23 protein-coding genes are annotated in these 25,453 nt (G+C 61.8%); 15 read left to right on the plus strand and 8 right to left on the minus strand.

The window, feature by feature from the left end; translation table 11 throughout:
* Positions 1-62 precede the first annotated feature (62 nt).
* Positions 63-962, plus strand: a complete 900-nt coding sequence (locus KI613_RS01535) for an AEC family transporter (RefSeq protein WP_226403476.1) — start codon at positions 63-65, stop codon at positions 960-962.
* Here the strand turns inward: KI613_RS01535 and KI613_RS01540 are convergent, their stop codons facing one another.
* On the minus strand, positions 963-1,463 hold the full coding sequence (locus KI613_RS01540; RefSeq protein WP_226403477.1) for a PhaM family polyhydroxyalkanoate granule multifunctional regulatory protein: 501 nt from the start codon (positions 1,461-1,463) through the stop codon (positions 963-965).
* Between the two features lie 157 nt (positions 1,464-1,620).
* On the opposite strand from KI613_RS01540, the gene KI613_RS01545 reads away from it, so the two are divergent.
* A complete protein-coding gene (locus KI613_RS01545) occupies positions 1,621-2,283 on the plus strand; it encodes a response regulator transcription factor (protein ID WP_226403478.1) in 663 nt (220 codons plus the stop codon).
* On the opposite strand, the gene KI613_RS01550 is transcribed toward KI613_RS01545, so the two are convergent.
* The 6 genes from KI613_RS01550 to KI613_RS01575 form a co-directional block, all read right to left on the minus strand.
* A complete protein-coding gene (locus tag KI613_RS01550; protein WP_226403479.1) occupies positions 2,253-4,346 on the minus strand; it encodes a sensor histidine kinase in 2,094 nt (697 codons plus the stop codon). The genes KI613_RS01545 and KI613_RS01550 overlap by 31 nt on opposite strands.
* Before the next feature lie 18 nt (positions 4,347-4,364).
* Positions 4,365-5,114 (minus strand): class I SAM-dependent methyltransferase, encoded by a 750-nt coding sequence (locus KI613_RS01555; RefSeq protein ID WP_226403480.1) that lies wholly within the window; start codon positions 5,112-5,114, stop codon positions 4,365-4,367.
* A gap of 268 nt (positions 5,115-5,382) precedes the next feature.
* Positions 5,383-5,895 carry a hypothetical protein gene (locus KI613_RS01560; RefSeq protein WP_226403481.1) on the minus strand — a complete coding sequence of 171 codons (513 nt, stop codon included), beginning with the start codon at positions 5,893-5,895 and terminating at the stop codon, positions 5,383-5,385.
* 328 nt (positions 5,896-6,223) lie between these two features.
* The gene (locus KI613_RS01565; protein WP_226403482.1) at positions 6,224-9,670 is read right to left on the minus strand and encodes an indolepyruvate ferredoxin oxidoreductase family protein; all 3,447 of its coding nucleotides are present in this window, start codon (positions 9,668-9,670) and stop codon (positions 6,224-6,226) included.
* A 118-nt stretch (positions 9,671-9,788) separates the two neighbouring features.
* Complete coding sequence (locus tag KI613_RS01570; RefSeq protein ID WP_226403483.1) at positions 9,789-11,651, minus strand: HAMP domain-containing sensor histidine kinase; 1,863 nt, start codon at positions 11,649-11,651, stop codon at positions 9,789-9,791.
* Between the two features lie 115 nt (positions 11,652-11,766).
* Entirely contained in the window at positions 11,767-13,068 is a 1,302-nt protein-coding gene (locus KI613_RS01575; protein ID WP_226403484.1) for a GNAT family N-acetyltransferase, read from the minus strand.
* A 122-nt stretch (positions 13,069-13,190) separates the two neighbouring features.
* Between KI613_RS01575 and KI613_RS01580 the strand changes: the two genes are divergently transcribed.
* The 7 genes from KI613_RS01580 (at position 13,191) to KI613_RS01610 (ending at position 19,693) form a co-directional block, all read left to right on the plus strand.
* On the plus strand, positions 13,191-14,594 hold the full coding sequence (locus KI613_RS01580; RefSeq protein ID WP_319004086.1) for a branched-chain amino acid ABC transporter substrate-binding protein: 1,404 nt from the start codon (positions 13,191-13,193) through the stop codon (positions 14,592-14,594).
* Between the two features lie 71 nt (positions 14,595-14,665).
* Complete coding sequence (locus KI613_RS01585) at positions 14,666-15,589, plus strand: branched-chain amino acid ABC transporter permease (protein WP_226403485.1); 924 nt, start codon at positions 14,666-14,668, stop codon at positions 15,587-15,589.
* Positions 15,586-16,647: an ABC transporter permease subunit gene (locus KI613_RS01590; RefSeq protein ID WP_226403486.1), complete on the plus strand. Its 1,062-nt coding sequence runs from the start codon at positions 15,586-15,588 to the stop codon at positions 16,645-16,647. The genes KI613_RS01585 and KI613_RS01590 overlap by 4 nt, the downstream gene beginning before the upstream one ends.
* The gene (locus tag KI613_RS01595) at positions 16,644-17,417 is read left to right on the plus strand and encodes an ABC transporter ATP-binding protein (protein WP_226403487.1); all 774 of its coding nucleotides are present in this window, start codon (positions 16,644-16,646) and stop codon (positions 17,415-17,417) included. Before KI613_RS01590 ends, KI613_RS01595 begins: the two co-directional genes overlap by 4 nt.
* Positions 17,410-18,114, plus strand: coding sequence for an ABC transporter ATP-binding protein (locus tag KI613_RS01600; RefSeq protein WP_226403488.1), 705 nt, complete (start codon positions 17,410-17,412; stop codon positions 18,112-18,114). Before KI613_RS01595 ends, KI613_RS01600 begins: the two co-directional genes overlap by 8 nt.
* Before the next feature lie 3 nt (positions 18,115-18,117).
* On the plus strand, positions 18,118-18,963 hold the full coding sequence (locus KI613_RS01605; RefSeq protein ID WP_226403489.1) for a putative RNA methyltransferase: 846 nt from the start codon (positions 18,118-18,120) through the stop codon (positions 18,961-18,963).
* Between the two features lie 97 nt (positions 18,964-19,060).
* Positions 19,061-19,693: a COG3650 family protein gene (locus KI613_RS01610; protein WP_226403490.1), complete on the plus strand. Its 633-nt coding sequence runs from the start codon at positions 19,061-19,063 to the stop codon at positions 19,691-19,693.
* Between the two features lie 60 nt (positions 19,694-19,753).
* Here the strand turns inward: KI613_RS01610 and KI613_RS01615 are convergent, their stop codons facing one another.
* Complete coding sequence (locus tag KI613_RS01615) at positions 19,754-20,767, minus strand: CDP-6-deoxy-delta-3,4-glucoseen reductase (RefSeq protein ID WP_226403491.1); 1,014 nt, start codon at positions 20,765-20,767, stop codon at positions 19,754-19,756.
* 33 nt (positions 20,768-20,800) lie between these two features.
* Between KI613_RS01615 and KI613_RS01620 the strand changes: the two genes are divergently transcribed.
* From KI613_RS01620 to KI613_RS01645, 6 genes are all read left to right on the plus strand, one after another.
* Positions 20,801-21,688, plus strand: coding sequence for an SDR family oxidoreductase (locus KI613_RS01620; RefSeq protein WP_226403492.1), 888 nt, complete (start codon positions 20,801-20,803; stop codon positions 21,686-21,688).
* A 9-nt stretch (positions 21,689-21,697) separates the two neighbouring features.
* The gene (locus KI613_RS01625) at positions 21,698-22,123 is read left to right on the plus strand and encodes a CopD family protein (RefSeq protein ID WP_226403493.1); all 426 of its coding nucleotides are present in this window, start codon (positions 21,698-21,700) and stop codon (positions 22,121-22,123) included.
* A gap of 1 nt (position 22,124) precedes the next feature.
* Positions 22,125-23,267 carry a THUMP domain-containing class I SAM-dependent RNA methyltransferase gene (locus KI613_RS01630; RefSeq protein ID WP_226403494.1) on the plus strand — a complete coding sequence of 381 codons (1,143 nt, stop codon included), beginning with the start codon at positions 22,125-22,127 and terminating at the stop codon, positions 23,265-23,267.
* A 104-nt stretch (positions 23,268-23,371) separates the two neighbouring features.
* Positions 23,372-24,667, plus strand: coding sequence for an acetyl-CoA hydrolase/transferase family protein (locus KI613_RS01635; RefSeq protein WP_226403495.1), 1,296 nt, complete (start codon positions 23,372-23,374; stop codon positions 24,665-24,667).
* 10 nt (positions 24,668-24,677) lie between these two features.
* Entirely contained in the window at positions 24,678-25,004 is a 327-nt protein-coding gene (locus KI613_RS01640) for a hypothetical protein (protein WP_226403496.1), read from the plus strand.
* A gap of 102 nt (positions 25,005-25,106) precedes the next feature.
* The gene (locus KI613_RS01645; RefSeq protein WP_226403497.1) at positions 25,107-25,451 is read left to right on the plus strand and encodes a hypothetical protein; all 345 of its coding nucleotides are present in this window, start codon (positions 25,107-25,109) and stop codon (positions 25,449-25,451) included.
* The last annotated feature ends 2 nt before the right edge of the window (positions 25,452-25,453 follow it).

Consider the following 25,453-nt stretch of genomic DNA (forward strand, 5'->3'; position numbering starts at 1 on the left):
TTTTTTCCGGTTGACCGTGGAAGCGGCCAAACGGTGCTCTACGCAGCGATTAAAATGCGCCGATGAACACCGCGCTGCTGCTCCTCCCCGATTTCGCCCTGATCCTGCTCGGCACCGCCATCCGGCGCTGGATGCATCTGGGCGATCATTTCTGGAGTGGCGTCGAGAAGCTGGTCTATTTCATCCTGTTTCCGGCCCTGCTCATCAACGCCATCATCAAGACCCGGCTCGACATCGGTTCGGCCTTGCCGCTGCTCGCCACGGCCCTTGCCGCGATGGCCGCCGGCATGATGTTGGGACTGATACCCAAGCTGTTCAGCCGCCTGCCGGCGCTGACTTACGCCTCGATGTTCCAGTGCGCCTACCGCTTCAATTCCTACATCGCGCTGGCCGTCGCCGGCATGCTGTTTGGCGCGCCGGGCATTGCGACGATGGGCCTGATCGTCGGCGCCGCCGTGCCTTTCGCCAATCTGGTCTCGGTCTGGATGCTGGCCCGCCACGGCGAGGTCGGCCTGTGGCGCGAAGTGGCGCGCAATCCGCTGATCTGGGGAACGGCCGCCGGCTTCCTGCTCAATCTTGCCGGTTTCGTTCCGCCGGCGCCGCTGCAGGCTTTTCTCGGGCGACTGGCCGATGCCTCCATCGCGCTTGGCCTGATCACCGTCGGCGCTGCCTTGCGGCTGGACAGCACGCCGGGCGTGCGCGGTTTTTCATTGTGGCTGGTTGCGGTGAAACTGCTCGCCCTGCCGCTCGTCGCCATCGGCGTCGGTACGCTGCTCGGCCTGTCCGGCCTCAACTATCAGGTGGCGGTGCTGTTTGCCGCGCTGCCGACCGCCTCGTCGGCCTACATCCTGGCCATGCGCATGGGTGGTGACGGCAAGAGCGTCGCCTGGCTCATCTCGGCGACGACGCTCGGGTCCATGCTCACGCTGCCACTCTGGGCAGCGTGGCTGAGCGGACGCTGATTACCTTTTGACGGCCGGCTTCCGGGCCTTCGGCTTGGCGGCTTCCTCGGCGGCAGCGCTGGCGGCGGCCTGGGCGGCAGCTTCGGCGTTCTGCTGCATCTGCTCGCGCATCTGCTGCATCATCTGCCACGGCCACATGGCGGCGTCAGAAATGGGGCTGTTTTCGGGATGGATCGCGCCCTGGAAGAAATTGGGCGGCGGGGCCACCGGGGCTTCCGGGGCGGCTTCCGGAGTCATCGACTTGGCAGCGTCCTTGGCCATCTGGCCCATGGCTTCAACAGCGCCGACCGTGGTGCGCTGCATTTCGAGGCCCTGAATGGTCATTTGCAGCATCGACAGATTCATGCGCAGCCAGCCTTCGACGGCCTTCATGTCCTTGATGCGCTTGTCGAGTTCTTCAACGTCGAAAGTGGGGGCGACCATGCCGGGCAGCGAGAAGCCCATATTGCCCCACATACTGCGCATGAAATTGAGGGGATCGTGTACTTGGTTGTCGGACATTTTGGTCTCCTTCTCGTTGTATCGTGTCATCTTAAACCACTTGGCGCATGTTGACCTTAAGCAATGAGCGTTCATTTGGTGGGCCTATCTCGCACGCCAGGCATCCCTTGAGCTATGCAAAATGATAAATTAGCGCCCTGTTGAATAAGGGGGGCCTATGTTGAAACTGTTGGTGGTGGAAGATCACGCGCTCGTTCGCGAAGGCTTGGTGCGGCTGCTTGGTCAGGTTGAGCCCGGGGCACAGGTGCAGGAGAGCGCGGATTTCGAAGCGGCGCTCAATGTGCTTGATAACGAAGGCGAATTCGATCTGGTCCTGCTCGATCTGGCCTTGCCCGGGATCGACGGTTTTGCCGGCCTCGACATCCTGCGTCGGCGTTACCCGGCGATGCCGGTCGCCGTCGTCTCGGCTTTCGACGATTTGCCGACTATCACCCGCGTGCTCAATCTCGGCGCCTCCGGCTTCATCCCCAAGGCGTTTTCCGGCGAGGCGCTGCTCTCGGCGGTGCGCGAGGTGCTGGCCGGCAACATCTTCCGGCCGACCGGTCAGTCCTCGTCGCAGCTCGACGACATGACGCCGGTGCCGCCGTCGAAAGCGGGCGTCCGGCCCGACGAAATCGGCCTGACCGATCGTCAGGGCCAGGTGCTGGCGCTCATGGTGCGCGGCATGTCGAATCGCGATATCGCCGACCAGCTCGGGCTTTCCGAAGGCACCGTCAAGATCCACGCGACGGCGGTGTTCAAGGCACTCGGCGTCAATAGCCGGACGCAGGCGCTGGTCGCCGTGGCCCGTTACGGCATCGACTTCGAAAGCGTTTTCTGAAGCTGGTTGAGTAGCGCCCGCAGTTTGGCCGGACGTACCGGTGCGGGCAGGGCGTGGGCGCCAGCCGGCAAGGCCTGTCCCGCGGCCTCGACCAGCACGATCAGTGGCGTGCCGGGCGCCAGCTCGGCGCTGACCCTGCCAGCCAGGTCGGCGTCGGTGATCAGCACGGTATTTTCCGGCGGGCGTTCCCCGCTGCGGCCATCGGTGGCGCTGACGGCATAGCCCCAGCCTCTGAGGAGGCCGATACAGGCCAGCATTTCATCTGAGCTGCCGATGCAATGCACCCTGTCCGCCTTTTGCTCGGCACTTTCCTGTTGCTGGCCGACCGTTCCCGGCGGACTACCGGGAACGCGCAGCGAAAATGTGGTGCCCTCGCCCAACCTTGAGCGCAGCGCGACCTGGATGTCGAGGGCACGCGCCAGCCGGTCGACGATGGACAGCCCGAGACCCAGACCCTTGTTGTGTTCGCGGGCGATGTTGCCGACCTGATAGAACTCGGCAAATATCGCTGCCTGATGTTCCTTGGCAATACCGATGCCACTGTCGCGCACTTCGATCAGCAGTTGCTCGCCGCGCCGTCGGGCGACGACCAGAACCCGGCCGCCGGCTGGCGTGTAGCGCAGGGCATTGGAGACGAGGTTGGCGACCATGCGGTCGACCAGCAGCGGATCGCTGTCCGCCCACAAAGGCGTCGGCCGGAAACGCAGCGTGATGTTGCCGTCGGTCGCGGCGCGCCGGAAGGAATTGGCCACCCGTTCGAAAACCGGTTGCAGCGGGAAAGGGCGGCGGTCCGGCTTGACCCCCGCGACATCGAGACGGGAAATGTCGAGCAGCGAGTCGAGCAGGTCGCCAAGCATGATGGTCGATGCCGAAATCTGCTCGGCCAGCCGCGGCAACTCGCTCGGCGTGCCGCTGCGCACCTGGCGCTGGAGGTCGGCGGAGAACAGCGAAAGGGCGTGCAACGGCTGCCGCAAGTCGTGGCTGGCGGCAGCGAGAAAGCGGCTCTTGGCCGCGTTGGCGCGTTCGGCGGCATCCTTCTGGCCGGCCAGTTCAATGGTTGCGGCGTGGACGCGCTCTTCAAGATGATCGTGGCTGGCCGCCAGTTCGCTCGTCATGATGGACATTTCGCGCATCTGGCGGCGGACGAGCAGGGCGCCGACGAAGAGCACGATAGTGACCAGCAGGCCGAGCGAGGCCAGTTCGAAAAGCCGGGTTTGCCAGGCGGCCAGTAGTGTTTTTTCCGGAATGGCGGTGAGGATGCGCAGGTCGGAAAAACCCGGAACGTCGGCAACCGAGACGAGCAGGCCATTGACCTTGGTCAAGCCGCTGGCTGGCACCATGTCACGCAGCTTGCCATTGAACAGCGCGGTACTTGCCTTGGCTCCGAGGACGGCTGATTGTCGGCTGATATCGCTGGGGCGACAGGAGGCAACGATTTCGCCGCGGGTGTTGGTCAGCACCGCTTCAAAATCGTCGGACAGCCGGTTCGACCAGCAAAAATCCTGCAGGTAAGCGGGCTCGACGGCACCGAAAACGGCGCCCGAGAAGACGTAGTTGTCAGCGGTCAGGCGCCGGCTGATGGCGTAGGTGTAGCGTCCGGAATTGCGGTCGACGTAGGGGCCGAAGGTCGAGACATCGGCGCCATCTTCCAGCGCCGTGAAATACGGGCGGTCCTTGACGTTGATTTGCGGCGTCGGGAAATGCGTCGAGATAAAGCGCTGGTTGCCGTGGCGATCGAAAACGACAAGGTCACGCAGTTGCGGCATCGAGCGTGAGTGGCGCTGGGCGATGTATTCCCAGCCCTTGGCGGATTCCCACTTTTCCCAGTCACGACGAGGGCCGGAAAGATCGCTGGCGGTATCGCGCAACAGCACGTCGATGGCTTCGAAGGTGCGCGCCGTGTGTTCGGCCATCATGATGCCAAAGTGCTGGAGGCGGCGCTCGCCGACTTGAAGATCGTTGTGGCGCACCAGCGTCAGGTCGATAACGAAGACCACCAGAATGATCAGCGTGCCAGCCATGGCGGCTGTCAGGGCAAGGGTTTCGGGCTTTCTGGTGCGCATGCCGGGCGAGCGTGGTGACTAGAGTTGGTAGCAGTAGAGCGGACGGGGCGGGTTGCAGTCCACGTCGATGATGCGATCCGGCGTCAGCCCGGGAACGGGAAAGCTGTTGCTGATGAACAGGCTGCCCGGCGCCATTTCCGCCTTCACCTTTTCCCATAGCCGGGGCATTGGCGCCGGCGAGAGAAAGGCATAAACCACGTCGTACTCACCCAGCTTGGCCTGCCACAGATCGTCCCAGCGCCAGCGGATGTTGGGCCGGCCGAGGCTGAAGAAGCGCCCGACCAGCCAGGTCAGCGGGGCGTTTTCATAGCCGGTGAAATGGCTGTCAGGCAGCGCGTCGGCGAGTGGCACCGTAGTGCTGCCCAGCCCGGCGCCGAGATCGAGAAAACGGCTCGGGCCGCGGTCGACAAGCAGATCGGCCAGCGCCGCGACCGTTTGCTTGTTGGACAAGTAAAGCGGTACCTGCCCGGACAGCGCGCCGCGAAAGACGAGCAGCAGAAAGATGGCAGCGAGCAGGAACCAGATCGGGTCGATGGCCAACCCGTAGGTGTACCAGACAAGCGGCATGAAGCCGCCGTGGATGACGCGCCACCACCAGGGCTGGCGGGAGATCGTGGCAAAAAACAGGGCGACGCCGCCGATCGCCAGGCTGGTTTCCAGCCACGGCATGGCTTCGGCTTTCCAGCCGTAATAGGGCCAGGCGATGGAGAGGACAAGGATGACAGCCGCCCCTTGCAGGGCGAACTGGCGTTTCGGCGTTGAATTCATCCGCCGATTTTATGCGATCAGAGCAGAACTCGCCTTTTCTCTTGCTTGGGTGGCGTGTTTGGTGGGTGCGCCCAACGAGCAAAGCGAACGGAGTAAGGAGGATTAGAAGGGGTTGCCGGGAAAGCCCATCAACCGCAACGATTTTGAATTTGGCCGAAATTTCCGGTTGACCGTGGGACTGGTAAAAACACTGATTATTTCGGATTTTGGGGGCTGCAAATGTCATTGGCCCGCCGAAACCGTGGTCTGTCCCCTATCGTTGCCTGATTTAGTAAAGCAGGTTGTCCATAATTACGACACCTTTAATGCGATCCATATAGTCTTTTTTGTTTGCTTTACATAGCGAAATAAACGCTCGATAGTTCTTTTCTTGAACGAACAAAAGTGTTGCTTGCTCAAGTTCAAAGTTGAAATTGCCTGGAACCCGCCATTCACGCTCATGTGTCCAGTCGACAAAGGAATCCTTGTTCGTTAAATCAAAATTAACAATTCGCCACCATTGGTCTTTGGGTAAATATTGTTTCGCTTCCGCTGTTTTGTCATAAATTACAGGGCGAGCACCTTTGCAGTACGCGTAATCCTTTGGAAGCGCGACACCAACGGCCCTATACCTCGTCTTCAGGCCAGCATTATTTTCTTTGTGCTTCTGCTCATAAAATACGTTTTGGCAGATTCCGATAAGCGGAGCATCTTGAAAGCAAACCGCTGGCCGACTACCGCAAATGAAGCCGCTTTCCGTAGAGCTCCCTGTTATGGTTTGCTGGTCGACAATGTTGTACAAAACCTGAGCTACTGTTAGCTGCTGCGTCTCCCTAGTTAAGTGGACAACTTGCGAAGATAGATCCGTGCGCTCAGCAATTCGGCGTCTCCAGGTTGTTCTGTCATATGACATAAGGCCTCACAGAGCAGTGTCTAACGAATGAAAGGGACTTCCCCGTCCCGCAACAATAGGAACGATAGGGAACGACAATAGGGGACAGACTACTGTTTTTGGCTAGCTGAAACAGTCGTCTGCCTCCTGTCATTAAGTCGATGGCGTTTTCGCCATAGATTCTCAGGGCATTAGCATACGGAGCGGGTGAGTGAATGTCGAGTGGGTACAACTTGCTTCAAGCGAGTCGCCGCAACGCTTCTCGTCGGTCAGCCACCTTCGCCGCCGACTCGCTGCGCACCGGCCCGAATCCGCGCACCTCGGCCGGCCAGTTGGCGAGTGCCGTGAGTTCCGGGTTTGGGCGATGCCCGACGATGAAATCGAGGTCGGTTTCGTAGTCGGCGAGTAGCTGGCGGTCCAGTTTGTTTTCCTTGCTGTTTTTCCACGGATCGAGCCAACTGCCACGCCAGCGGCGGGCTTTTGCCATTACCCGGAATGCGTGCAGCATCCAGGCACCGAAGCGGAGTTTCTTCGGGCGGCCGTCCGGGCCGGGGCGGCTCAGTCCGGGTGGGGCGAGGTGGAAGCTCAGGCGCAGGTCGCCGTCGAAGCGCTCGCTCAGACTCTTCAAGAAATCGGTTTGCGCGTACAGGCGGGCGACTTCCCAGGCGTCCTTGGGGGCGAGCAGGCGGGAGTATTGGGTAGCGACAGCGCGGGTCAGGTCGTCGTTGCCTAGTCGGCGGATGGTTTCGACGCGGCTGGCGTAGCGGGCGGCGAGGGTGGCGTCCTGATAGGCGGTGAGGTGTTCGACGCGGCCGGCGATGAGTTCGTTCAGCGTTTGTTCCGGCAAGGGCTGGCTGGTCAGCGGGCCGGCGATTCTGGCGACTTTTTCCGGGGCGACCGCAGCACGCCGGCCCCATTCGAAGGCCTGGCGGTTGGCGTCGACGGCGGCGCCGTTGAGGACGATGGCGCGGTCGAGGGCGGCGGCGGAAACCGGCACCAGGCCGAGTTGCCAGGCGTAGCCGAGGAGCAGCATGTTGCCGTAGAGGGCGTCGCCCATCAGGCGGCTGGCCAGGTGCTGGGCGTCGATGAACTGGACGTGATCGGCGCCGAGGGTTTCGCTCAGTTGGGATTTGAGGCCGGCCAGCGGGAAGTGCCAGTCGCGGTTGCGCGTGAAGTCGGCGGTGGGCGTATCCGTGCAGCTGACGACGGCGCGTGTGCGGCCTTCGAGCATTTTTGACAGGGCTTCGGTGCTGGCGCTGACGACGAGGTCGCCACCGAGTACGGCATGGGCTTCGCCGGTGGCGATGCGGGCGGCGTGGATGTCTTCCGGACGGTCGGCGATGCGCAGGTGGGAAAAGACAGCGCCATATTTTTGCGCCAGGCCGGTCATGTCGAGCGTTGAAATGCCCTTGCCGTCGAGGTGGGCGGCCATGCCGATGAGGGCGCCGAGGGTGATGACGCCCATGCCGCCGACGCCGGTGATAAGCAGGTTGTAGGGCTGGGTCGTGGCCGGCAGTTTGGGCGATTTCAAAATTGGCCAGTTTTCCGCGTTGACCGTGGGATTCGATCCTTTTTTGGGTTTGCCGCCTTCGATGGTGACGAAACTCGGGCAGAAGCCTTTGACGCAGGAGAAATCCTGGTTGCACGACGACTGGTCGATCTGGCGCTTGGTGCCGAAGGCAGTTTCGACGGGCACGATGGACAGGCAGTTGGATTGCACCGAGCAGTCGCCGCAGCCTTCGCAGACGGCTTCGTTGATGACGACGCGCTGGGCAATGGCCGGCATTTTGCCGCGTTTGCGCCGCCGCCGGGCTTCGGTGGCGCAGACCTGGTCGTAGATCAGGACGGTGACGCCGGGTTCTTCGCGCAGTTCGCGCTGGACGGTGTCGAGTTCGTCGCGATGGCGGATCGGCACGTTGGGGGCGAGGTCGGTGATTTCGGCGTACTTGGCCGGCTCGTTGGTGACGATGACCATCTTGCCGACGCCTTCGGCTTCGAGCTGGCGCGTGATGCGGGCGACGCTCAGGATGCCGTCGACAGGCTGGCCGCCGGTCATCGCCACGGCGTCGTTGTAGAGAATCTTGTAGGTGATCGGCACCTTGGCGGCGATGGACTGCCGGATGGCGAGGATGCCGGAGTGGAAATAGGTGCCGTCGCCGAGGTTGGCGAAGATGTGCTTTTCGCTGGTGAAGGGCGCCTGACCGACCCAGGGCACGCCTTCGCCGCCCATGTGGGTGAAGGTTGAGGTGCTTCGGTCCATCCACGTCACCATGTAGTGGCAGCCGATGCCGGCGACGGCGCGCGAACCTTCCGGCACGCGGGTCGAGCTGTTGTGCGGGCAGCCCGAGCAGAAATGCGGTTTGCGCTCAGCGAGGACGATGGGGGTCAGTGCGGCTTTCTGCTTGCTTTCGATCAGGGCGAGGCGGGCGGCGATGGTCGGCGAGGTGAAGAAGCGGCCGATCCGTTCGGCGATGACGCGGGCGATAGTGGCGACGGGCAGTTCGCCGGTGGCCGGCAGCAGCCAGTTGCCTTCGCTCCATTCGCCGATTTCGTCGAACTTGCCGATGACGCGCGGGCGGACATCGTCCTTCCAGTTGTACAGCTCTTCCTTGAGCTGGTATTCGAGCAGCTGGCGTTTTTCCTCGACGACGAGGATTTCCTCCAGCCCTTCGGCGAAGTGGCGGACGCCTTCCGGTTCGAGCGGCCAGACCATGCCGACCTTGAACAGCCGGATGCCGATTTCGCCGGCCAGCGCGTCGTCGATGCCGAGCTCGTCGAGCGCCTGGCGGACGTCGAGGTAGCTCTTGCCGGCGGTCAGGATGCCGAGGCGCGGGGCGGGCGAGTCGATGATCAGCTTGTTCAGCCCGTTGGCCCGGCAGTAGGCCAGCGCGGCGTAGAGCTTGTGGTTGAGCAGGCGGGCTTCCTGGACGAGCGGCGGGTCGGGCCAGCGGATGTTGAGGCCGTCTGGCGGCAATTTGAAATTTGGCGGAAAAATCGGGTTGACCGTAGCAATGTCGATACTGACCGAGGCCGAGGTCTCGACCGTGTCGGCCAGCGCCTTGAAGGCCACCCAGCAGCCGGAATAGCGGCTCATCGCCCAGCCGTGCAGGCCGAAATCGAGGTATTCCTGGACATTGGCCGGGTAGAGCACCGGCATCATGACCGCCTTGAAAAAGTGCTCGGTCTGGTGCGGCAGGGTCGAGGATTTTGCGGCATGATCGTCGCCGGCAATGACCAGAACGCCGCCGAATTTCGAGGAGCCGGCAGCATTGGCGTGGCGGAAAACGTCGCCGCAACGGTCGACGCCCGGCCCCTTGCCGTACCACAGGCCGAAAACGCCGTCGTAGAGCGCGCCGGGAAAGAGATTGACCTGCTGGCTGCCCCACACGGCGGTCGCTGCCATGTCTTCGTTGAGGCCGGGCTGGAAGGTGATGTGGTGCTCGGCGAGGTGATCCTTGGCCTTCCACAGGCCGAGATCGAGGTTGCCGAGCGGGCTGCCGCGATAGCCGGAAATGAAGCCCGCGGTATTGAGCCCGGCGGCGAGGTCGCGCTCGCGTTGCAGCATGGGCAGGCGGATCAACGCCTGGGTGCCGGTCAGGAAGACGCGGCCGGAATGGCGGGTGTATTTGTCGTCGATCGATGCGGACAGATCGGTTGGCAAGGGCGGTTGCGCCAGGTTGCTCATCTTTGTCTCCGGTTATGACGCCTTGTGGGCGCTGTTGGATACCGCCAAGCCGGGGGTGTTGGCTTGACAGTCTGGAGGTTGGATTGTCATAGCCGGACAATGTTCCGGCTATGCGGGATTACCCGGGCAAGCCGAGGCGCAGCGTGAAGCTGAAGGTGCTGCCGACGCCTTGCTGGCTCTGTACGGTGAGGCGGCCGCCCATCAGGTCGACAAGCTGGCTCGAAATGGTCAGGCCGAGGCCGGTGCCGCCAAAATTGCGGGTGGTCGAACTGTCGGCCTGGGCGAAGGCATGGAAGATCGCGTCAAGACGGTCGGCCGGGATACCGATGCCGGTGTCGGCGATGTCGACAGCCAGCAGCATGGCGCTGTTTCCTGTTTCGACAATACGCACGGTGACTGCAATGCTGCCGGCGAGGGTGAATTTGACGGCATTGCCGATCAGGTTGAGCAAGACCTGGCGGATGCGCAGCGGGTCGCCGATCAGGGTTTCCGGCAGGTTCGGCGGCAGGCTGCATTCGCTGGTCAGACCCTTGTCCTTGATCTGTGGCGCCATGAGGCGGAGGACATCGCGGACCAGGGGGGCGAATTCAAACGGTGTATGTTCGATATGTAGCTTGCCGGCCTCGATCTTCGAGACATCGAGAATGTCGTTGAGGATGGCCAGCAGGCTGTTGGCCGAAGCCTGGGCGATACTCAGGTAATCCCGGGTCTCGTCATCCTGCGTGTTCATCCGGGCCAGTTCGATCATGCCGATGACACCGTTCATCGGCGTCCGCAGTTCATGGCTCATGTTGGCCAGAAATTCGCTCTTCGCCTTGTTCGCCGCTTCCGCCGATTCCTTCGCCGCCGCCAGGTTTTTCATCATTTTCGAGCGTTGTTCCTCGCTGGCTGCCAGGGCCAGTTCGGCCTGGTTGCGGGCGCCGAGAAACTCGTTGAAGGCGGCGGCGACGGTGCTGATCTCGCTGCTGCCGATTTCGGCCACCGGCTCGGCGGCCTGTCTTGGCCGCATGGCACTGGCCCGTTGGCGCATGGCGGCGGCCAGTTGGCCGAGCGGCCTCGAGATGCGTACCGAAAAGAGCCAGAGCAGCGGGGCAGCGAGCAACATGAGCAGGACGGTAATCGTCGCCATGCGTCGTTCAATGTTGCGGATGGGCTGGAAAGCCTCGCTGCTGGGAATGACCGAGGCAATGATCCAGTCCGTCGAAGCCAGGCGCTTGAAGGTGAACAGGCCGACCAGCCCCAGGCTGTTGGTGCCTTCGAGGGTTCCCTCAAAGCCGGCGAGGGCGCGGTCAAGGGCCAGATTGGAACCGGGTGGCGCGACTCCCTTCATGATGCGCCCCTTGTCCGGATGGGCGATGATCAGGCGGCCGCTGACCAGATACAAATAGCCGTTCTGGCCAATCTTGCGCGTTCCCAGCGTGCCAATCAGATTGGGTTTGTAGAGGTTGAGTACGCCCCCGACAATGGCGACCAGCTCGCCCTGAGCATTGAGAACCGGGGCGGCCATGACGATGATCGGCTGCTGCGTCGCCTTGCCGAGGATGGGCTGGGAAATGCCGGGTTTGAGTGTCGTCTGGACCTGGCGGATGTAGTCCCGGCTGCTCATGTCGAGATTGCGTCGCCCCGGCTTGATCGGCCAGTCAACGAGCAGCACTCCCTTGGCATCGAAGATGTAGAGATCATCGAACAGCATCAACAAGGTGGTTCGCTCGCGCAGATGGGCTTCGAGCACCGGGAGGTCGGCCAGCCGGTCCTGCGGGATTGTTCTGGTCGAATTGGCCAGCGCGTTCAAGCGCTCCTGAAGTTTGTCATCGATATTGCCGGCCAGTTCGCTGAGGTAGGTGAATTGCTCGGCTTCGATACGTTTGCCGAGATCTTCACGCAGGACGGAATATTGCCCGACGAACTGCACGAGCAGGAGAATCAGGGCCGTGCCGATGGCGCCAACGGTGAGCTTGAGCTTGAGGCTGAATGGCGACATGGTCAGGCGGCAGGTGGCAGGACTATTTGCCGGCGCGTCGAGTCGCCTTGGGAGAATTGGTGCCGGAAGTATTGTCGCTGCGCTTGCCGGAGAGCATCCGGTAGGGACGGGGTAGTCACGGGAGGAATCGCGTTGCCTGATCGAGATCCGTGTGAGTATGCCCTTCGTAAAGCGCCGTAACGAATTTTCGCCAGACCAGGTCTGGTTCGCCGATGCGGAAGCCGCAGTAACGCTGTTCGTCGACGTCGGTTTCCTGAACGACCTGGACGGTCAGTCGGGAGATTTCATTGAGGCCAAGCTGGACAGTGGCGTTGAGCCATATATCGGCCGGGATCTGTTCGACGATGCGGGCCCGGAAACCGTAGCGCGACACTTCATTGACTTCGATGTTGATCGGTTTTTCGAAAAGTGGTGTTGCGTTGTTGAGGCGGGCCGGGCATTTGACCGAGAAGCGGCGGTGCTGGCGAATCTGCTGGGCGGCGCCTTTTTCTGGAAGTCCCGGCAGGATGCTGCGGTATTCCGGCAGGTCGTAGATCAGGTGGAGCAGCGCTTTCTTGCGGTCGCTCAGCTCGGCGAAGACATTTGTTTTCTTGTTGAAGAAATAGTCGATGAGGTCAGGCGTCAGCACCGGGTCGTTCGTCGTGAAGAAGCGCCGATGCGGGATCTGGATGTTGGGGAGCTTGGTTTCGACGAAATAGTGATAAAGATTCCGGTTGTTCGCCTTGCCGGCGTAGGCCTTGCGCATGATTTCCGGGGCGTGCTTGAGGTCAAGCGAGGCGCCGACGGCTGGTGCGCCATTGACGAAGTCGTAGTTCTCGACAACGTTCGCAGTCAGCCGCTTGAAGAAGAGCAGCGACTCGTACATCTCGATATGGCGCGGATTGACCGCGATGACCAGATGGCGCGTGTCGAAGAAGGTCGTGCAGTATTCGTACATGAACTTCATGAGTGGAAAGAGGATGGTACCTCCCGTTCGCCGGAAGCGCGGATGCACGGCAAGGGCCGACACCTCGGCGATATTGCCTTCCTTCTCGCGAACCCCGGTCAGGTCGAAAATCCGCTGTAGCGGAAAACCGATGGCGCTTTCGCGGATCAGCGACAGGGTGCCGACGACCTGATCATCAAATTTGGCACACAGCGTCGTTGTTGTCGGCAGGGCGTGATAAATCGTGACGCGCATGCCGGACGGGTCCGGAGTCATGAAGCCGCTGCTGACATAGGCGTCGTGCAGCAATTTGAAGCAGGCTTCGAGCTCTTCCTTGGTCTCGGCAATTTTCAGGACCAGGCGCTTGTTGGGCTCGGGATCGCAGTCCACGAAGGAGCGATAGACGTTATGGCGGCTCTTCTGCGGCAACATCGCAAAAAGCTTGCGAGCAGTCTGGCTGAAGTAGAACCGTAAACGGGCTAAGGCCGGCATCAAGCGCACTCAAAGGAAAAACTACGTTTTTATCATAGCACCTTATGATTGACATGAATCAGGTGCCTCCGGACAATCGGAGGATACCGTTTTATCCCCCCCAGAGATCAGGAGAAACACCGATGCAAGCCAAGCTTTCCGTAGTTGCCCTCTCCGTTGCCGCTGCTTTTGCCCTGTCCGCCTGCGGCCAGAAGGAAGAACCGAAACCCGTTGCTGCCCCGGCGCCAGCCGCCAAGCCGGAAGTGGTCGTCAAGCTTGGCCATGTCGCACCGATGACCGGTCCGCAGGCTCACCTCGGAAAAGACAACGAAAATGGCGCCGTGTTGGCCATCGAGGAACTGAACGCCAAGGGCATGGAAATTGGCGGCGCCAAGGTCAAGTTCGAACTGATCAACGAAGACGACGCAGCCGACCCGAAACAGGGCGCCATCGTTGCCCAGAAGCTGGTCGATGCCAAGGTCAATGGGGTCATTGGCCACCTCAATTCCGGCACCACCATCCCGGCCTCCAAGCTGTATTCCGATGCCGGCATCCCGCAGATTTCCGGTTCGGCGACCAATCCGAAATACACCCAGCAGGGCTTCGCCACGGCTTTCCGGGTCATGGCCAACGACGTCCAGCAGGGCAAGAGCCTCGGCGAGTTCGCCGTCAAGCAGGGCGTCAAGACCGTGGCCATCGTCGATGACCGCACCGCTTACGGTCAGGGTCTGGCCGACGAGTTCAAAAAAGCGGCCGAGGCTTCCGGCATCAAGGTGGTGGCCAGCGAATACACGACCGACAAGGCGACCGACTTCAAGGCCATCCTGACCAAGATCAAGTCGACCAAGGCCGAACTGGTCTTCTTTGGCGGCATGGATGCGCAGGGCGGCCCGATGGCCAAGCAGATGAAGGAACTCGGTATCAAGGCCAAGTTCCTCGGTGGCGACGGCGTCTGTACGCCGGAATTCATGAAGCTCGGCGGCCCGGCCACCGAAGGCCAGTTCTGCTCGCTGCCCGGCATGCCGCTGGAAAAACTGGCCAAGGGTCCGGAATTCCGCGAGAAGTTCAGCAAGAAGTTTGGCGCCGACATCCAGCTTTACGCACCGTATGTTTACGATGCCGTGATGGTCATGGCCGATTCGATGAAGCGGGCCGATTCGGTCGAGCCGGCCAAATTCCTGCCGGCCATTGGCCAGACGAAGTACGACGGCGTGACGGCGATGATCGAGTTCGATGGGCTGGGCGACCTCAAGGGCGGCGCCATTTCCATTTACAAGTACACGGGTGGCAAGCTCGAATACGTCGAGACGCTGGGCGGCGGCACGGTGGAAACGGCCAAGTCTGAAGTCAAGGAAGCCGTGGCCGAAGTGAAGGATGCGGCCAAGGCAGTGGCCGGTGCCGCGACGGCGGTTGGCAAGGAAGCAGTCAGCGACGTCAAGGATGCTGCCAAGGCAGCGACCGAGGCTGGCAAGGATGCCGTCAAGGCGGGTGCCGAGGCGGTCAAGAATGCCGCCGATGCGACCAAGGCGGCGGTCGAGAAGAAGTAATCGTGTAATCCGCTGCACCGAAACGGCACCGCAAGGTGCCGTTTCCTTATGTTCAAAAAGAAAAAGACTAAATGGATATTTTCCTCCAGCAGATCATCAACGGTCTCGTCCAGGGCAGCATCTACGCGCTCGTCGCGCTGGGCTACACGATGGTCTACGGGATCATGGGGCTGATCAATTTCGCCCATGGCGAGGTGGTGATGATCGGTACGCTGGTGACGATCACGGTGGCCGGTTCGCTGATCAAGGCCGGCATGCCGGTGGCGGTGGCCGGACTGGCCGGCATGATGGCGGCGGTGCTGGTCTGCATGGCGCTCGGCTGGGCGCTTGAGCGTGTCGCCTATCGGCCTTTGCGCAACGCACCGCGGCTGACCCCGCTGATCACGGCAATCGGCATGTCGATCGTCCTGCAGAATCTGGCGATGATGATCTGGGGGCGGAATTACCTGACTTTTCCGTCACTGTTGCCGAAAATGGATTTCGAGTTTGCCGGCGCCAATTTCACGATGATCCAGATCATCATCGTGCTCGTTTCGGCGGCGACCATGGGAGGCCTGTTGCTCCTCGTCTATCGCACCAAGCTCGGCATGGCCATGCGCGCCACGGCGCAGAATCCGGCCGTGGCCAGCCTGATGGGCGTCAATATCAATCGCGTCATCGCCGCTGCCTTCGTCATCGGCTCGGCGCTCGGCGCCGTGGCCGGCGTCATGGTCGGCACATATTACGAAATCGCCCACTACCAGATGGGCTTCATGCTCGGCCTCAAGGCCTTCACGGCGGCCGTGCTCGGCGGTATCGGCAATCTGGCCGGGGCCATGCTCGGCGGCATTCTGCTCGGCATCATCGAGGCGCTCGGAGCGGGCTACATCGGCGACCTGACCGGAGGCTTCCTCGGCAGCCACTATCAGGACATCTTTGCCTTCGTCGTGCTCATTGTCGTGCTGATGTTCAAACCGTCCGGATTGTTCGGTGAAAAGACGGGGGACAGAGCATGAATTTTGGCCGTTTTGTCCGGTCGACCGTGGGAATCGGGCTGACTGCCGCGTTCCTGGTCGCCTTGCCCTTCATCGCTGCGACCGGCGGCCAGGCGTGGGTGCGCATTCTCGATTTCGCCATCCTCTACGTTTTCCTTGCGCTTGGCCTCAACATCGTCGTCGGCCTGGCCGGCCTGCTTGATCTCGGCTACATCGCCTTCTATGCCGTCGGCGCCTACACCTGGGCCTTGCTGGCGAGTCCTCACTTCGGGCTTCACTGGCCGATCTGGGCCATTCTGCCGATTGGTGCCGGGTTGGCATGTTTTGCCGGCGTGCTGCTCGGCTCGCCGACGCTCAAGCTGCGCGGCGATTATCTGGCCATCGTGACGCTCGGTTTCGGCGAAATCGTCCGCATTTTCCTCAACAATCTCAATGCCCCGATCAATGTCACCAACGGGCCGCAGGGCATCACGCTGATCGACCCGGTCAGTTTCGGCGCCTTCAAGTTCTCGGGGACGACGCAGATTTTCGGCTTCGCGCTCAGTGGACCGCAGAAGTATTACTTCCTGCTCGTTGCGCTGGCCATCCTCGTCATCATCATCAATGTTCGTCTGCAGAATTCGCGCATCGGCCGCGCCTGGCAGGCCATCCGCGAGGATGAAATCGCTGCCAAGGCGATCGGCATCAACACGCGCAATCTCAAATTGCTCGCCTTCGCCATGGGCGCCAGCTTCGGCGGCGTCGCTGGCGGCATTTTCTCGGCCATGCAGGGCTTCGTTTCACCGGAAAGCTTCTCCTTGCTTGAATCGATCATGATCCTCGCCATGGTGGTGCTGGGCGGCATGGGTCACATTCCCGGCGTCATTCTTGGCGCCGTGCTGCTGACGGTGCTGCCGGAAGTTCTGCGCTACGGCGTCGGGCCGCTGCAGATGGCCATGTTCGGCAAGATGCTGGTCGACCCGGAAAGCCTGCGCATGCTGGTTTTCGGGTTGGCTCTGGTCCTCGTCATGCGCTTCAAGCCGGCCGGGCTGTGGCCGTCGCCGGAGCGCAAGCGCGAGTTGGAGGAGACCGGCAAATGAGCGCGAATTTGCCAAAACCACTACTCGAAGCAAAGGCGGTCGCCAAACATTTCGGTGGCGTCAAGGCGTTGCGCGATGTCTCGCTGAGCATCCGCCACGGCGAAATCTACGGTCTGATCGGCCCGAATGGCGCCGGCAAGACAACTTTCTTCAATTGCATGACCGGGCTCTACATTCCGGATGGCGGCGGTTTCACCTTTGCCGGCACGCCGCTCATCGCCGATGCACCCGACAAGGCAGCGGCGCGCGGTATTGCCCGGACTTTCCAGAATATCCGTCTGTTCGGCAACATGACGGCGCTGGAGAACGTCATGGTCGGCCGCCACGTGCGGACCAAGGCCGGCGTGCTCGGCGCGATGTTCCAGAATGCCGCGACGAAAGCTGAAGAGGCGGCGATTCGGCAAAAGGCCATCGACCTGCTGCACTATGTCCGCATCGAGGAACGGGCCGACGACCTGGCTCGTAACCTTTCTTACGGCGACCAGCGCCGCCTCGAAATCGCCCGCGCCCTGGCCACCGAACCGAAACTGCTCTGCCTCGACGAGCCGGCCGCCGGCATGAACGCCACCGAAACCGAACAACTGCGCGACCTGATCGATGGCATCCGCCGTGACGGCACGACCATCCTGCTCATCGAACACGACGTCAAGCTGGTCATGGGCCTGTGCGACCGCGTCGCCGTACTCGACTACGGCGCGCTGGTCATCGAGGATGTACCGGCCGTCGTGCAGAAAGATCAACGCGTCATCGAGGCTTACCTAGGTGCTTGAAGTTACCGGACTCCGCGTCGCCTACGGCGGCATCCAGGCGGTGCGCAGCATCACCTTTCACGTCAACGAAGGCGAGACGGTGGCGCTGATCGGCGCCAACGGCGCCGGCAAGACCAGCACGCTCAAGGCGATTTCGCGAGTGCTCGATGCGGTCGGCGGCGACGTCCATTTCTGCGGCGAAGACATTACCCGCATCGCCCCGCACCACATCATCCGCAAGGGCATCGCGCTGGTTCCTGAAGGACGCGGCGTCTTTCCCCGCCTGACCGTGCTCGAAAATCTGCACATGGGCGCCTACATCCACAATGCTGCGGTCGACGTCGAAAAAGACCTCAAAATGGTTTACGGCTATTTCCCGCGCCTCAAGGAGCGGGAAAGCCAGCTGGCCGGCACGCTGTCCGGCGGCGAACAGCAGATGCTGGCCATCGGCCGCGCTCTCATGAGCCGGCCGAAAATGCTGCTGCTCGATGAACCGTCGATGGGCCTGGCGCCGATCATGGTCCAGAAGATTTTCGAAGTTGTCCGTGCTGTCGCCGCCGACGGCATGACCATCCTGCTCATCGAGCAGAATGCCAAGCTGGCCCTGCAATCCAGCCAGCGCGGCTATGTCATGGAAAGCGGCGAAATCACGCTGAACGGTGAATCGGCCATGCTGCTCGACGATCCCAAAGTCCGCGCCGCCTACCTCGGCGAGTAAGGCGTGAGCATCGTTCCCTTTCAGGCACTGGCCTGCCCGCTCGACGGTGCGCCCTTGCATTGCCACGGCTCAACGTGGCGCTGTGCCGCCGGCCACAGTTTCGACATTGCCAGCCAGGGGTACGCCAACCTGCTGCCCGTCCAGCAAAAGCGCTCGCGCGATCCGGGCGATAGCAAGGAAATGGTCGCCGCTCGCCGGCGTTTCCTCAATGCCGGCCACTACCAGCCAATTGCCGCGGCAGTCAGCCGGGTGGCGCTGGCTGAACTGCCCGCCAACGCGACGATCAGTTGCCTCGATGCCGGCTGCGGCGAGGGTTACTACCTGCGCCAGCTCGCTGCGGCGTCGGGTGAAGGACAAACGCTGGCCGTGCTCGGCCTCGACATCTCGAAATGGGCAGTGCTTTCCGCCGCCAAGCAGGATAAGCGGACCAACTGGCTGGTCGGCAGCAATGCCAATCTGCCGGTGCTGCCGGCCACGCTCGACCTTATTTTGTGCATGTTCGGTTTCCCGGTCTATGGCGAGTTTGCCCGCGTGCTCAAGCCGGGCGGCGTGTTGCTGCAGGTTGATGCCGGGCCGGACCACTTGCGCGAACTGCGCGAAATCATCTATCCCGCGCTCAAGCCCGAACGCCCCGCCGACACGCAGGTGCCGGCCGGTTTTTGCCGCCTGTCGACGGAAGCTGTCCGCTTCCCGCTGGCCATCGACGGCGCGGAGCAGATCGCCGACCTGCTGGCCATGACGCCGCATCTCTACCGGGCCAGCGCCGAGGGGCGGGCGCGGGCGGCGGCGCTGACGGCGCTGGCGGTGACCGTGGACGTCCGCCTGACGCGTTTCGGGCGGGAAGTCTGATCGTCTGACGCGTCAGCGCTTTTTCAGTTGCATCAAACGATTTGCCGGGCGGACGGGTGACAATGCCCGACACTGCCTTTCACCGGATTGCCTTGCCATGACCTTTCGCCATTCTCTTGCCGCGCTGGCCGTTTTGTTGCTCTCCGCTGCCCTTCAGGCCGACGAGGCCAAGCCCGTTGATGCCACGCCAAAAATGGCCTACGGGCTCATGATGAAGCAGGGTGACCGGCTGATTTTCTCGCCCTGCCGCGACCGCAGCTACGCCAATGTCGAGGATGTTTCGGCCGATGGCAGCGTGACCAGGGTGCTCAACAGCGTCGGACTGGATGCCGGCAAGCGGCTCTACGTCGAACTGCTCGGCGTACTCGACAACGGGACGTTGAAGGCTTCGGCCTTCAACATGGCGCGTGTCGAAGGGCGTTGCCAGATGCCGGGCGGCAAGGAAGAAGCGTGGCGCGCTGCCGGCAACGATCCGGCCTGGGCGCTGGTCGCCGGCGGCGAACATGTCCGCCTGCAACGCTACGGCAAGCCCGAGGTCGTCCTGCCTTACACGGAGTTCCGAAGCGAAGGAAATCTCAGCCGCTACGACGGCGCCAGCGACCACTACAAGCTGGCCGTCCGCCTCGACAAGACCATTTGTCGCGATGCCCAGGCCAATGGCGCCTTCGCGTGGACGGCTTCGGTCGAGCTGAACGGCCAGGTACTCAAGGGCTGCGCCTGGCAGCGTTGATTCAGGTGATTTTCCGGTTAACCGGGCTTGCCACGGTCAACCGGAAATAACGGCCAAAATTCAAGTCGTCGAAAAGGTGAAGGCGTCGGCGAAGAATTCTTCTTCCGGCAAGCCTTGTGCCGCGAAATCGCGTTTGGCCGCCTCGATCATCACCGGCGACCCGCAGGCATAGACCTGGTAGCCGGAAAGATCGGGGAAGTCAGCCAGCACGGCCTGGTGCACGAAGCCGGTGCGACCGGTCCACTCGTCGCCGGCCGCCGGCTCGGTGAGGACCGGAATGTAGCTGATGTTGGCGTGGTCGGCCGCCCATTTTTCCGGCAGCGTATTCTGGTACAGATCGACGCGCGCCTTGGCGCCCCAGTAGATGAACATCGGTCGAGTGATGCCCTTGGCGATGGCGTGTTCGATGATGGACTTGACCGGCGCGAAGCCGGTGCCGCCGGCGAGCAGGATCATCGGTTTCGACGAATCTTCGCGCAGGTAGAAGCTGCCATGCGGGCCGTTGAAACGCAGGATGTCACGGACCTTCAAGGTCGAGAAAACCTGCTCGGTGAACAGGCCGCCGGGAACGTGACGGATATGCAGTTCCAGCATGTTTTCATCGCGCGGCGCACTGGCCAGCGAGTAGCTGCGCTTCTTGCCGTCCTTGAGCAGGATGTCGATGTACTGACCGGCGAGAAACTCAAAACGTTCATTGGCCGGCAGGCGCAGATGCATTTCGATGACATCCGGCGCCAGCTTGTCGAGCTTCTCGATGCGCGAAGGCAGCGTCTTGACCGGAATGTCGCTGGCCAGGGCCAGTTGCTTGCACTCGATGACCAGGTCGGTCTGGGCGCTGGCGCAGCAAAACAAGGTCATGCCGGCGGCCTTTTCATCGTCGGTCAGGGCGTGAGTTTGCGCCTTGCCGTGGTCAACCGTGCCGCTGACGACCTTGCCCTTGCAGGCGCCGCAGGCGCCATCCTTGCAGCCGTACGGCAGAATCAGGCCCTGGCGCAGCCCGGCGTCAAGCAGGGTCTCGCCGGCTTCGGCGCTGAAGGCGCGGCCGCTCGGCTGGACGGTGATCTGGTAGCTCATAATTTCCCCTTGGTCGTCGGCTACAATGCCGGCGTGCAAAAAATCCTGATTGTCGGCAGCGGGGACGTTGCCCGCCGCATCCTCTCCCGCATTGTCCCCAATGCTCGCGTCTATGCCCTGCTGCGCAATGCCAGCCGGGCGGCCGAATGGCGCGATGCGGGGGCGCAGCCGGTGCTGGCCGATCTCGACGACCGGGGCAGCCTGCAGCGCGTCGCCGGACTGGCCGACTACGTCTTGCATCTGGCGCCACCGCCCGGCGAAGGCCGTCACGACACGCGTACCCGCAACCTGCTGGCCGCCTTGGGCAAGAGCAAAAGTCTACCACGACGTCTGGTTTACGTAAGCACGACGGGGGTTTATGGCGACTGTGGCGGGGCGCAGATTGACGAAACGCGCCGCCTGAATCCGGAGAGTTCCCGCGCCGGCCGCCGGGTCGATGCCGAAACTTGCCTGCGCCAGTGGGGCGAGCGGAGCGGCGTCAAGGTCTCCATCCTGCGCGCCCCGGGCATCTACGCCGCCGACCGCCTGCCGCTCGATCGCCTGAACAAGGCCCTTCCGGCACTCTGCGCGGCCGATGACGGCTACACCAACCACATCCATGCCGACGACCTGGCGGCTGCCTGTATCGCCGCGCTGCGTCATGGCGGCGCCAACCGCGTCTACAATGTCGTTGATGATTCCGACCTGAAGATGGCCGAGTATTTCGACCGGGTCGCCGATGCCTTCGCGTTGCCGCGCCCGCCGCGCATTTCGCGGCAGGAAGCGGCGAGAGCGTTGTCGCCGGTGCAGATGTCCTTCATGCGTGAATCGCGGCGTATTGGCAACAAACGCCTGAAAACAGAATTAAAACTGCGTCTTGCATACCCGACGGTTGATGTCGGGATCGCCGAGGCGAAAGCAGCCAAGCTGGCTGCCAACTAGGAGAAACGCATGCTCGTCGTCAAGACTCTGCATATCTGGATGGTCATTTCGTGGTTTGCCGGCCTGTTCTACCTGCCGCGCATTTTTGTCAATCTGGCCATGGTGCCGGCCGACAGCGTCGCCGAGCGCGACCGCCTGCTGCTGATGGCCGGCAAACTGTACAAGTTCATGACGCCACTCGGGATTCTGGCCGTGCTGACCGGTTTCTGGCTGTGGATTGTTTATGCCAACCAGATTGCTCTTGGTGGCTGGATTCATGTCAAGACTACATTGGTCGCCGTGCTCGCCGTTTACCACTGGCATTGCGGCCGGGTGCTCAAGCAGTTCCAGGGCGGCGGCAACAAGAAAACCCACATCTGGTACCGTTTCTATAACGAACTGCCGGTCGTTGTCCTGCTGATTGTCCTTTTCCTTGTCGTCCTGAAACCATTCTGACATGAGCACTTATTTCGCAATCTGCCCGCGCGGGCTGGAAGAACATCTGCTCGAGGAGCTTCGTGGCGTCGGCGGCGAAGATCTGCGGACGACGCACGGCGGCGTATTTTTCACCGGCGACTGGTCGGTCTGCTACCGCGCCAATCTCGAATCGCGCCTCGCCACCCGCATTCTCTGGCATATCGTCAAGGGGCCATACCAGAAGGAAGAGGATATCTACCGGCTGGCCGTCCGCCAGTTGTGGCCGAACCATTTTGACGTGACGCGCACCATGCGCGTCGTGACGACAGCCATCAAGTGCCCGCTCAAGTCGCTCGATTTCGTCACGCTGCGCGTCAAGGATGCCGTCTGCGACCGCTTCCGCGAGGACCGCGGCGACCGGCCGAACATCGAGACGCGTAACCCGGATGTCAGCATTCATGTCTTCCTGTCCGAAAACGAGTGCACGCTGTACCTCGATACCTCCGGCCAACCGCTGTGGCAGCGCGGTTTCCGCAAGGCCAGCGTCGATGCGCCGCTCAAGGAAAACCTGGCGGCCGGCATCCTCAAAATCACCGGCTGGCAGCCCGGCACACCGCTGGTCGACCCGATGTGCGGCAGCGGTACCTTCCTGCTCGAAGCCGTGCAGATGGCGCTCGACCGCGCGCCCGGCCTGGACCGCGGTTTCGCCTTCGAGATGCTGCGCAATTTCGAGGCACTCAACTGGGCGAACATCCGCCAGGCCGCCGAAGCGCGTGTCAAGCCGGCCGAGCCGATGGACATCCGCGGCTACGACATCGACGACAAGGCTGTGCGTGCCACCCGGCGTAACCTGCAGGAAGCCGGTTTTGGCGGCGTTGTCACGGTCGATCAGGGCGATCTGCTCGAAACGCAACCGCTCACCGACCATGGCATCCTCGTCACCAACCCGCCCTACGGCGAGCGCATTGGCGAGCAGGATGAACTGGCTGCCTTCTACCCGGAACTCGGTTCCGCCCTGAAAAAACACTGGGCCGGCTGGAACTGTTTCTTCTTCACAGCCGACCTGCGTTTGCCTAAACTGGTCGGGCTCAAGCCGAGCCGCAAGACGCCGCTGTTCAACGGTCCGCTCGAGTGCCGCTTGTTTGAAATTCGCATGGTCGCCGGCAGTAATCGCAAGCTGTGATTGCTGCAATGCAATACGCATGGAGGTTTGATTCTGGTCAGTGTAAGGGTCTGACCGCCATGCGAGGATTAACGTTTTGCCAAAATAATTTCAGGAGATAGCGCATGTCCGTCCAGGCTCTGTACCAACAAAAACGCATGTCCGCTGCCGATGCTATTCGCGTCGTCAAGAATGGCGACACAATCGTTGTTCCGACCGCTGTTGGCGAACCGCCCAGTCTGCTGGCCGCGTTGTCGGAGGCGCGTCGCGATTTCCGCGATGTGCAGGTTTCGCAGATTCTGGCAGTGCGCAAGTTTGGTTATCTGGACCCGGAAACCGTTGAGCATGTCCGTCACACCGCCTATTTCTACAGTGGCGCTACCCGTCCGGGCGGCAAGGATGGCTGGGTCGATTTCATACCGGCCTATTTCTCGGAAATGCCGTCGCTGCTCAACCGTGGCCTGATGCCGGCTGATGTCGTGTTCACGATGGCCTCGCCGATGGACGAGCATGGTTTCTTCTCGTTGTCGCTGGCTGCCGATTACACGATGGCCGCCGTTGACCGGGCACGCGTCGTCGTCCTTGAAGTCAATCCGAACGTGCCCTTCGCCAACGGCGACTGCCACATTCATATTTCCCAGGTTGCCGCGCTCTGCGAGAGTGATGAACCGATTCTCGAAGTTGGCCTGCCGAAGATCGGCCCGGTCCAGGAAGCCATCGGCAAATACGTTGCCGAGATGATTCCGGATGGCGCCACGCTGCAGATCGGCTACGGCGGCATTCCCGACGCGGTGGTCATGCAGCTGACCGACAAGCACGATCTCGGCATTCATACCGAAATGGTCGGCGACGGCATCATGTCGCTGGTCGAAGCCGGTGTCGTGACCAATCGCAAGAAAAACTACCATCACGGCAAGATGCTGGCGACCTTCGCGCTCGGCTCGAAGAAGCTCTACCAGTTCATGCACCGCAACCCGGCGCTCGAAATGCACCCGGTCGATTTCACCAACGATCCCTATCTGGCCGGCCAGAACGACAACCTGCACGCCATCAACGCGACGATGCAGATCGATTTCCTCGGCCAGTGCGGCTCGGAAAGCCTGGGGCCGATTCCCTACTCGGGGACCGGCGGCCAGTCCGACTTCGTCCGTGCCGCCAACCGCTCGAATGGCGGCAAGGCCTTCATCGTGCTGCCGTCGACGGCCAAGGACGACACCATTTCGCGCATCGTGCCGACTTTGTCGCCAGGTACCCACGTGTCGACCAGCAAGAACGACATCAACTATGTCGTTACTGAATTCGGTGTCGCCCAACTGCGTGGCAAGACAGCCAAGCAGCGCACTGAAGCGCTGATCGGTATCGCCCATCCGAATTTCCGGGGCGAGCTGCGCGACGCCGCGAAACGCCTCAAACTGCTCTAAGGGAGCGACGATGATTCTGCAAAAGCAATTTACCGATGAGGAGTTGTCGCAGATCATCGAGGAAGGTGCGATCTACATGTGCGCCTGCCCGGCGCAGGTGGCGGTGCAATTGCGCAGCCTGCGCCAACTGCACCGTTATCAGAATGCCTGCGAAGTCGATCCGGGAAGCGATCACCAAGTCCATAAAGCCATCGCCGAGGCGACAATGCGGGCGCATGTGCTAATGGAGACGTGCATGGTGGACATCCTGGCGCTTGAGGGCTGGGACCGGACGACGCTAAAGATGCCGGAGGGCCTGCGCCGCCGACGCGATGAACTGATCGCCCGCGACGACTGAGGCTGCCCGGCATTCCACTTACAACTTGTAGCAAATTTAATCGCCGGTCCGGCCTAAAATTGACTATCGTTTAATTGTGGTCAAGGAAGGTTGGAGTTCCCCATGAAAGCGGCAAAAATCCTGATGGTCGTGTTGGCTGTGGTGATGGCCGGGATGGCGTCGAGCGCCTCGGCACATGGTCCGCGGGGTCGTGTTGGCGTGTACATTGGTGGCCCGGTGTTGTGGGGGCCGATGTGGTATCCGTCGCCTTACTACTATCCTCCGCAGGTGGTGGTTGTTCCGGCGCCGCAACCACCGGTCTATATCGAACAGGCGCAGGAGCCGGCTCCGGCACCTGACGCCGGTCAGCAATACTGGTATTTCTGCAAGAGCGCGCAGGGCTATTACCCTTACGTCAAGGAATGTCCAGGTGGTTGGCAGAAGGTTCTGCCACAACCGGAGAAATGAAT

It is taken from the genome of Ferribacterium limneticum, from assembly GCF_020510585.1.
In the GTDB taxonomy this organism is placed as follows: domain Bacteria; phylum Pseudomonadota; class Gammaproteobacteria; order Burkholderiales; family Rhodocyclaceae; genus Azonexus.

What these genes read in the sequence shown, in the direction of transcription:
- KI613_RS01535 (WP_226403476.1), top strand. Translation starts at nt 63, where the DNA reads ATGAACACCGCGCTGCTGCTCCTCCCCGATTTCGCCCTGATCCTGCTC.
- KI613_RS01540 (WP_226403477.1), bottom strand. Translation starts at nt 1,463, where the DNA reads ATGTCCGACAACCAAGTACACGATCCCCTCAATTTCATGCGCAGTATG.
- KI613_RS01545 (WP_226403478.1), top strand. Translation starts at nt 1,621, where the DNA reads ATGTTGAAACTGTTGGTGGTGGAAGATCACGCGCTCGTTCGCGAAGGC.
- KI613_RS01550 (WP_226403479.1), bottom strand. Translation starts at nt 4,346, where the DNA reads ATGCGCACCAGAAAGCCCGAAACCCTTGCCCTGACAGCCGCCATGGCT.
- KI613_RS01555 (WP_226403480.1), bottom strand. Translation starts at nt 5,114, where the DNA reads ATGAATTCAACGCCGAAACGCCAGTTCGCCCTGCAAGGGGCGGCTGTC.
- KI613_RS01565 (WP_226403482.1), bottom strand. Translation starts at nt 9,670, where the DNA reads ATGAGCAACCTGGCGCAACCGCCCTTGCCAACCGATCTGTCCGCATCG.
- KI613_RS01570 (WP_226403483.1), bottom strand. Translation starts at nt 11,651, where the DNA reads ATGTCGCCATTCAGCCTCAAGCTCAAGCTCACCGTTGGCGCCATCGGC.
- KI613_RS01575 (WP_226403484.1), bottom strand. Translation starts at nt 13,068, where the DNA reads ATGCCGGCCTTAGCCCGTTTACGGTTCTACTTCAGCCAGACTGCTCGC.
- KI613_RS01580 (WP_319004086.1), top strand. Translation starts at nt 13,191, where the DNA reads ATGCAAGCCAAGCTTTCCGTAGTTGCCCTCTCCGTTGCCGCTGCTTTT.
- KI613_RS01585 (WP_226403485.1), top strand. Translation starts at nt 14,666, where the DNA reads ATGGATATTTTCCTCCAGCAGATCATCAACGGTCTCGTCCAGGGCAGC.
- KI613_RS01590 (WP_226403486.1), top strand. Translation starts at nt 15,586, where the DNA reads ATGAATTTTGGCCGTTTTGTCCGGTCGACCGTGGGAATCGGGCTGACT.
- KI613_RS01595 (WP_226403487.1), top strand. Translation starts at nt 16,644, where the DNA reads ATGAGCGCGAATTTGCCAAAACCACTACTCGAAGCAAAGGCGGTCGCC.
- KI613_RS01610 (WP_226403490.1), top strand. Translation starts at nt 19,061, where the DNA reads ATGACCTTTCGCCATTCTCTTGCCGCGCTGGCCGTTTTGTTGCTCTCC.
- KI613_RS01615 (WP_226403491.1), bottom strand. Translation starts at nt 20,767, where the DNA reads ATGAGCTACCAGATCACCGTCCAGCCGAGCGGCCGCGCCTTCAGCGCC.
- KI613_RS01625 (WP_226403493.1), top strand. Translation starts at nt 21,698, where the DNA reads ATGCTCGTCGTCAAGACTCTGCATATCTGGATGGTCATTTCGTGGTTT.
- KI613_RS01630 (WP_226403494.1), top strand. Translation starts at nt 22,125, where the DNA reads ATGAGCACTTATTTCGCAATCTGCCCGCGCGGGCTGGAAGAACATCTG.
- KI613_RS01635 (WP_226403495.1), top strand. Translation starts at nt 23,372, where the DNA reads ATGTCCGTCCAGGCTCTGTACCAACAAAAACGCATGTCCGCTGCCGAT.
- KI613_RS01640 (WP_226403496.1), top strand. Translation starts at nt 24,678, where the DNA reads ATGATTCTGCAAAAGCAATTTACCGATGAGGAGTTGTCGCAGATCATC.
- KI613_RS01645 (WP_226403497.1), top strand. Translation starts at nt 25,107, where the DNA reads ATGAAAGCGGCAAAAATCCTGATGGTCGTGTTGGCTGTGGTGATGGCC.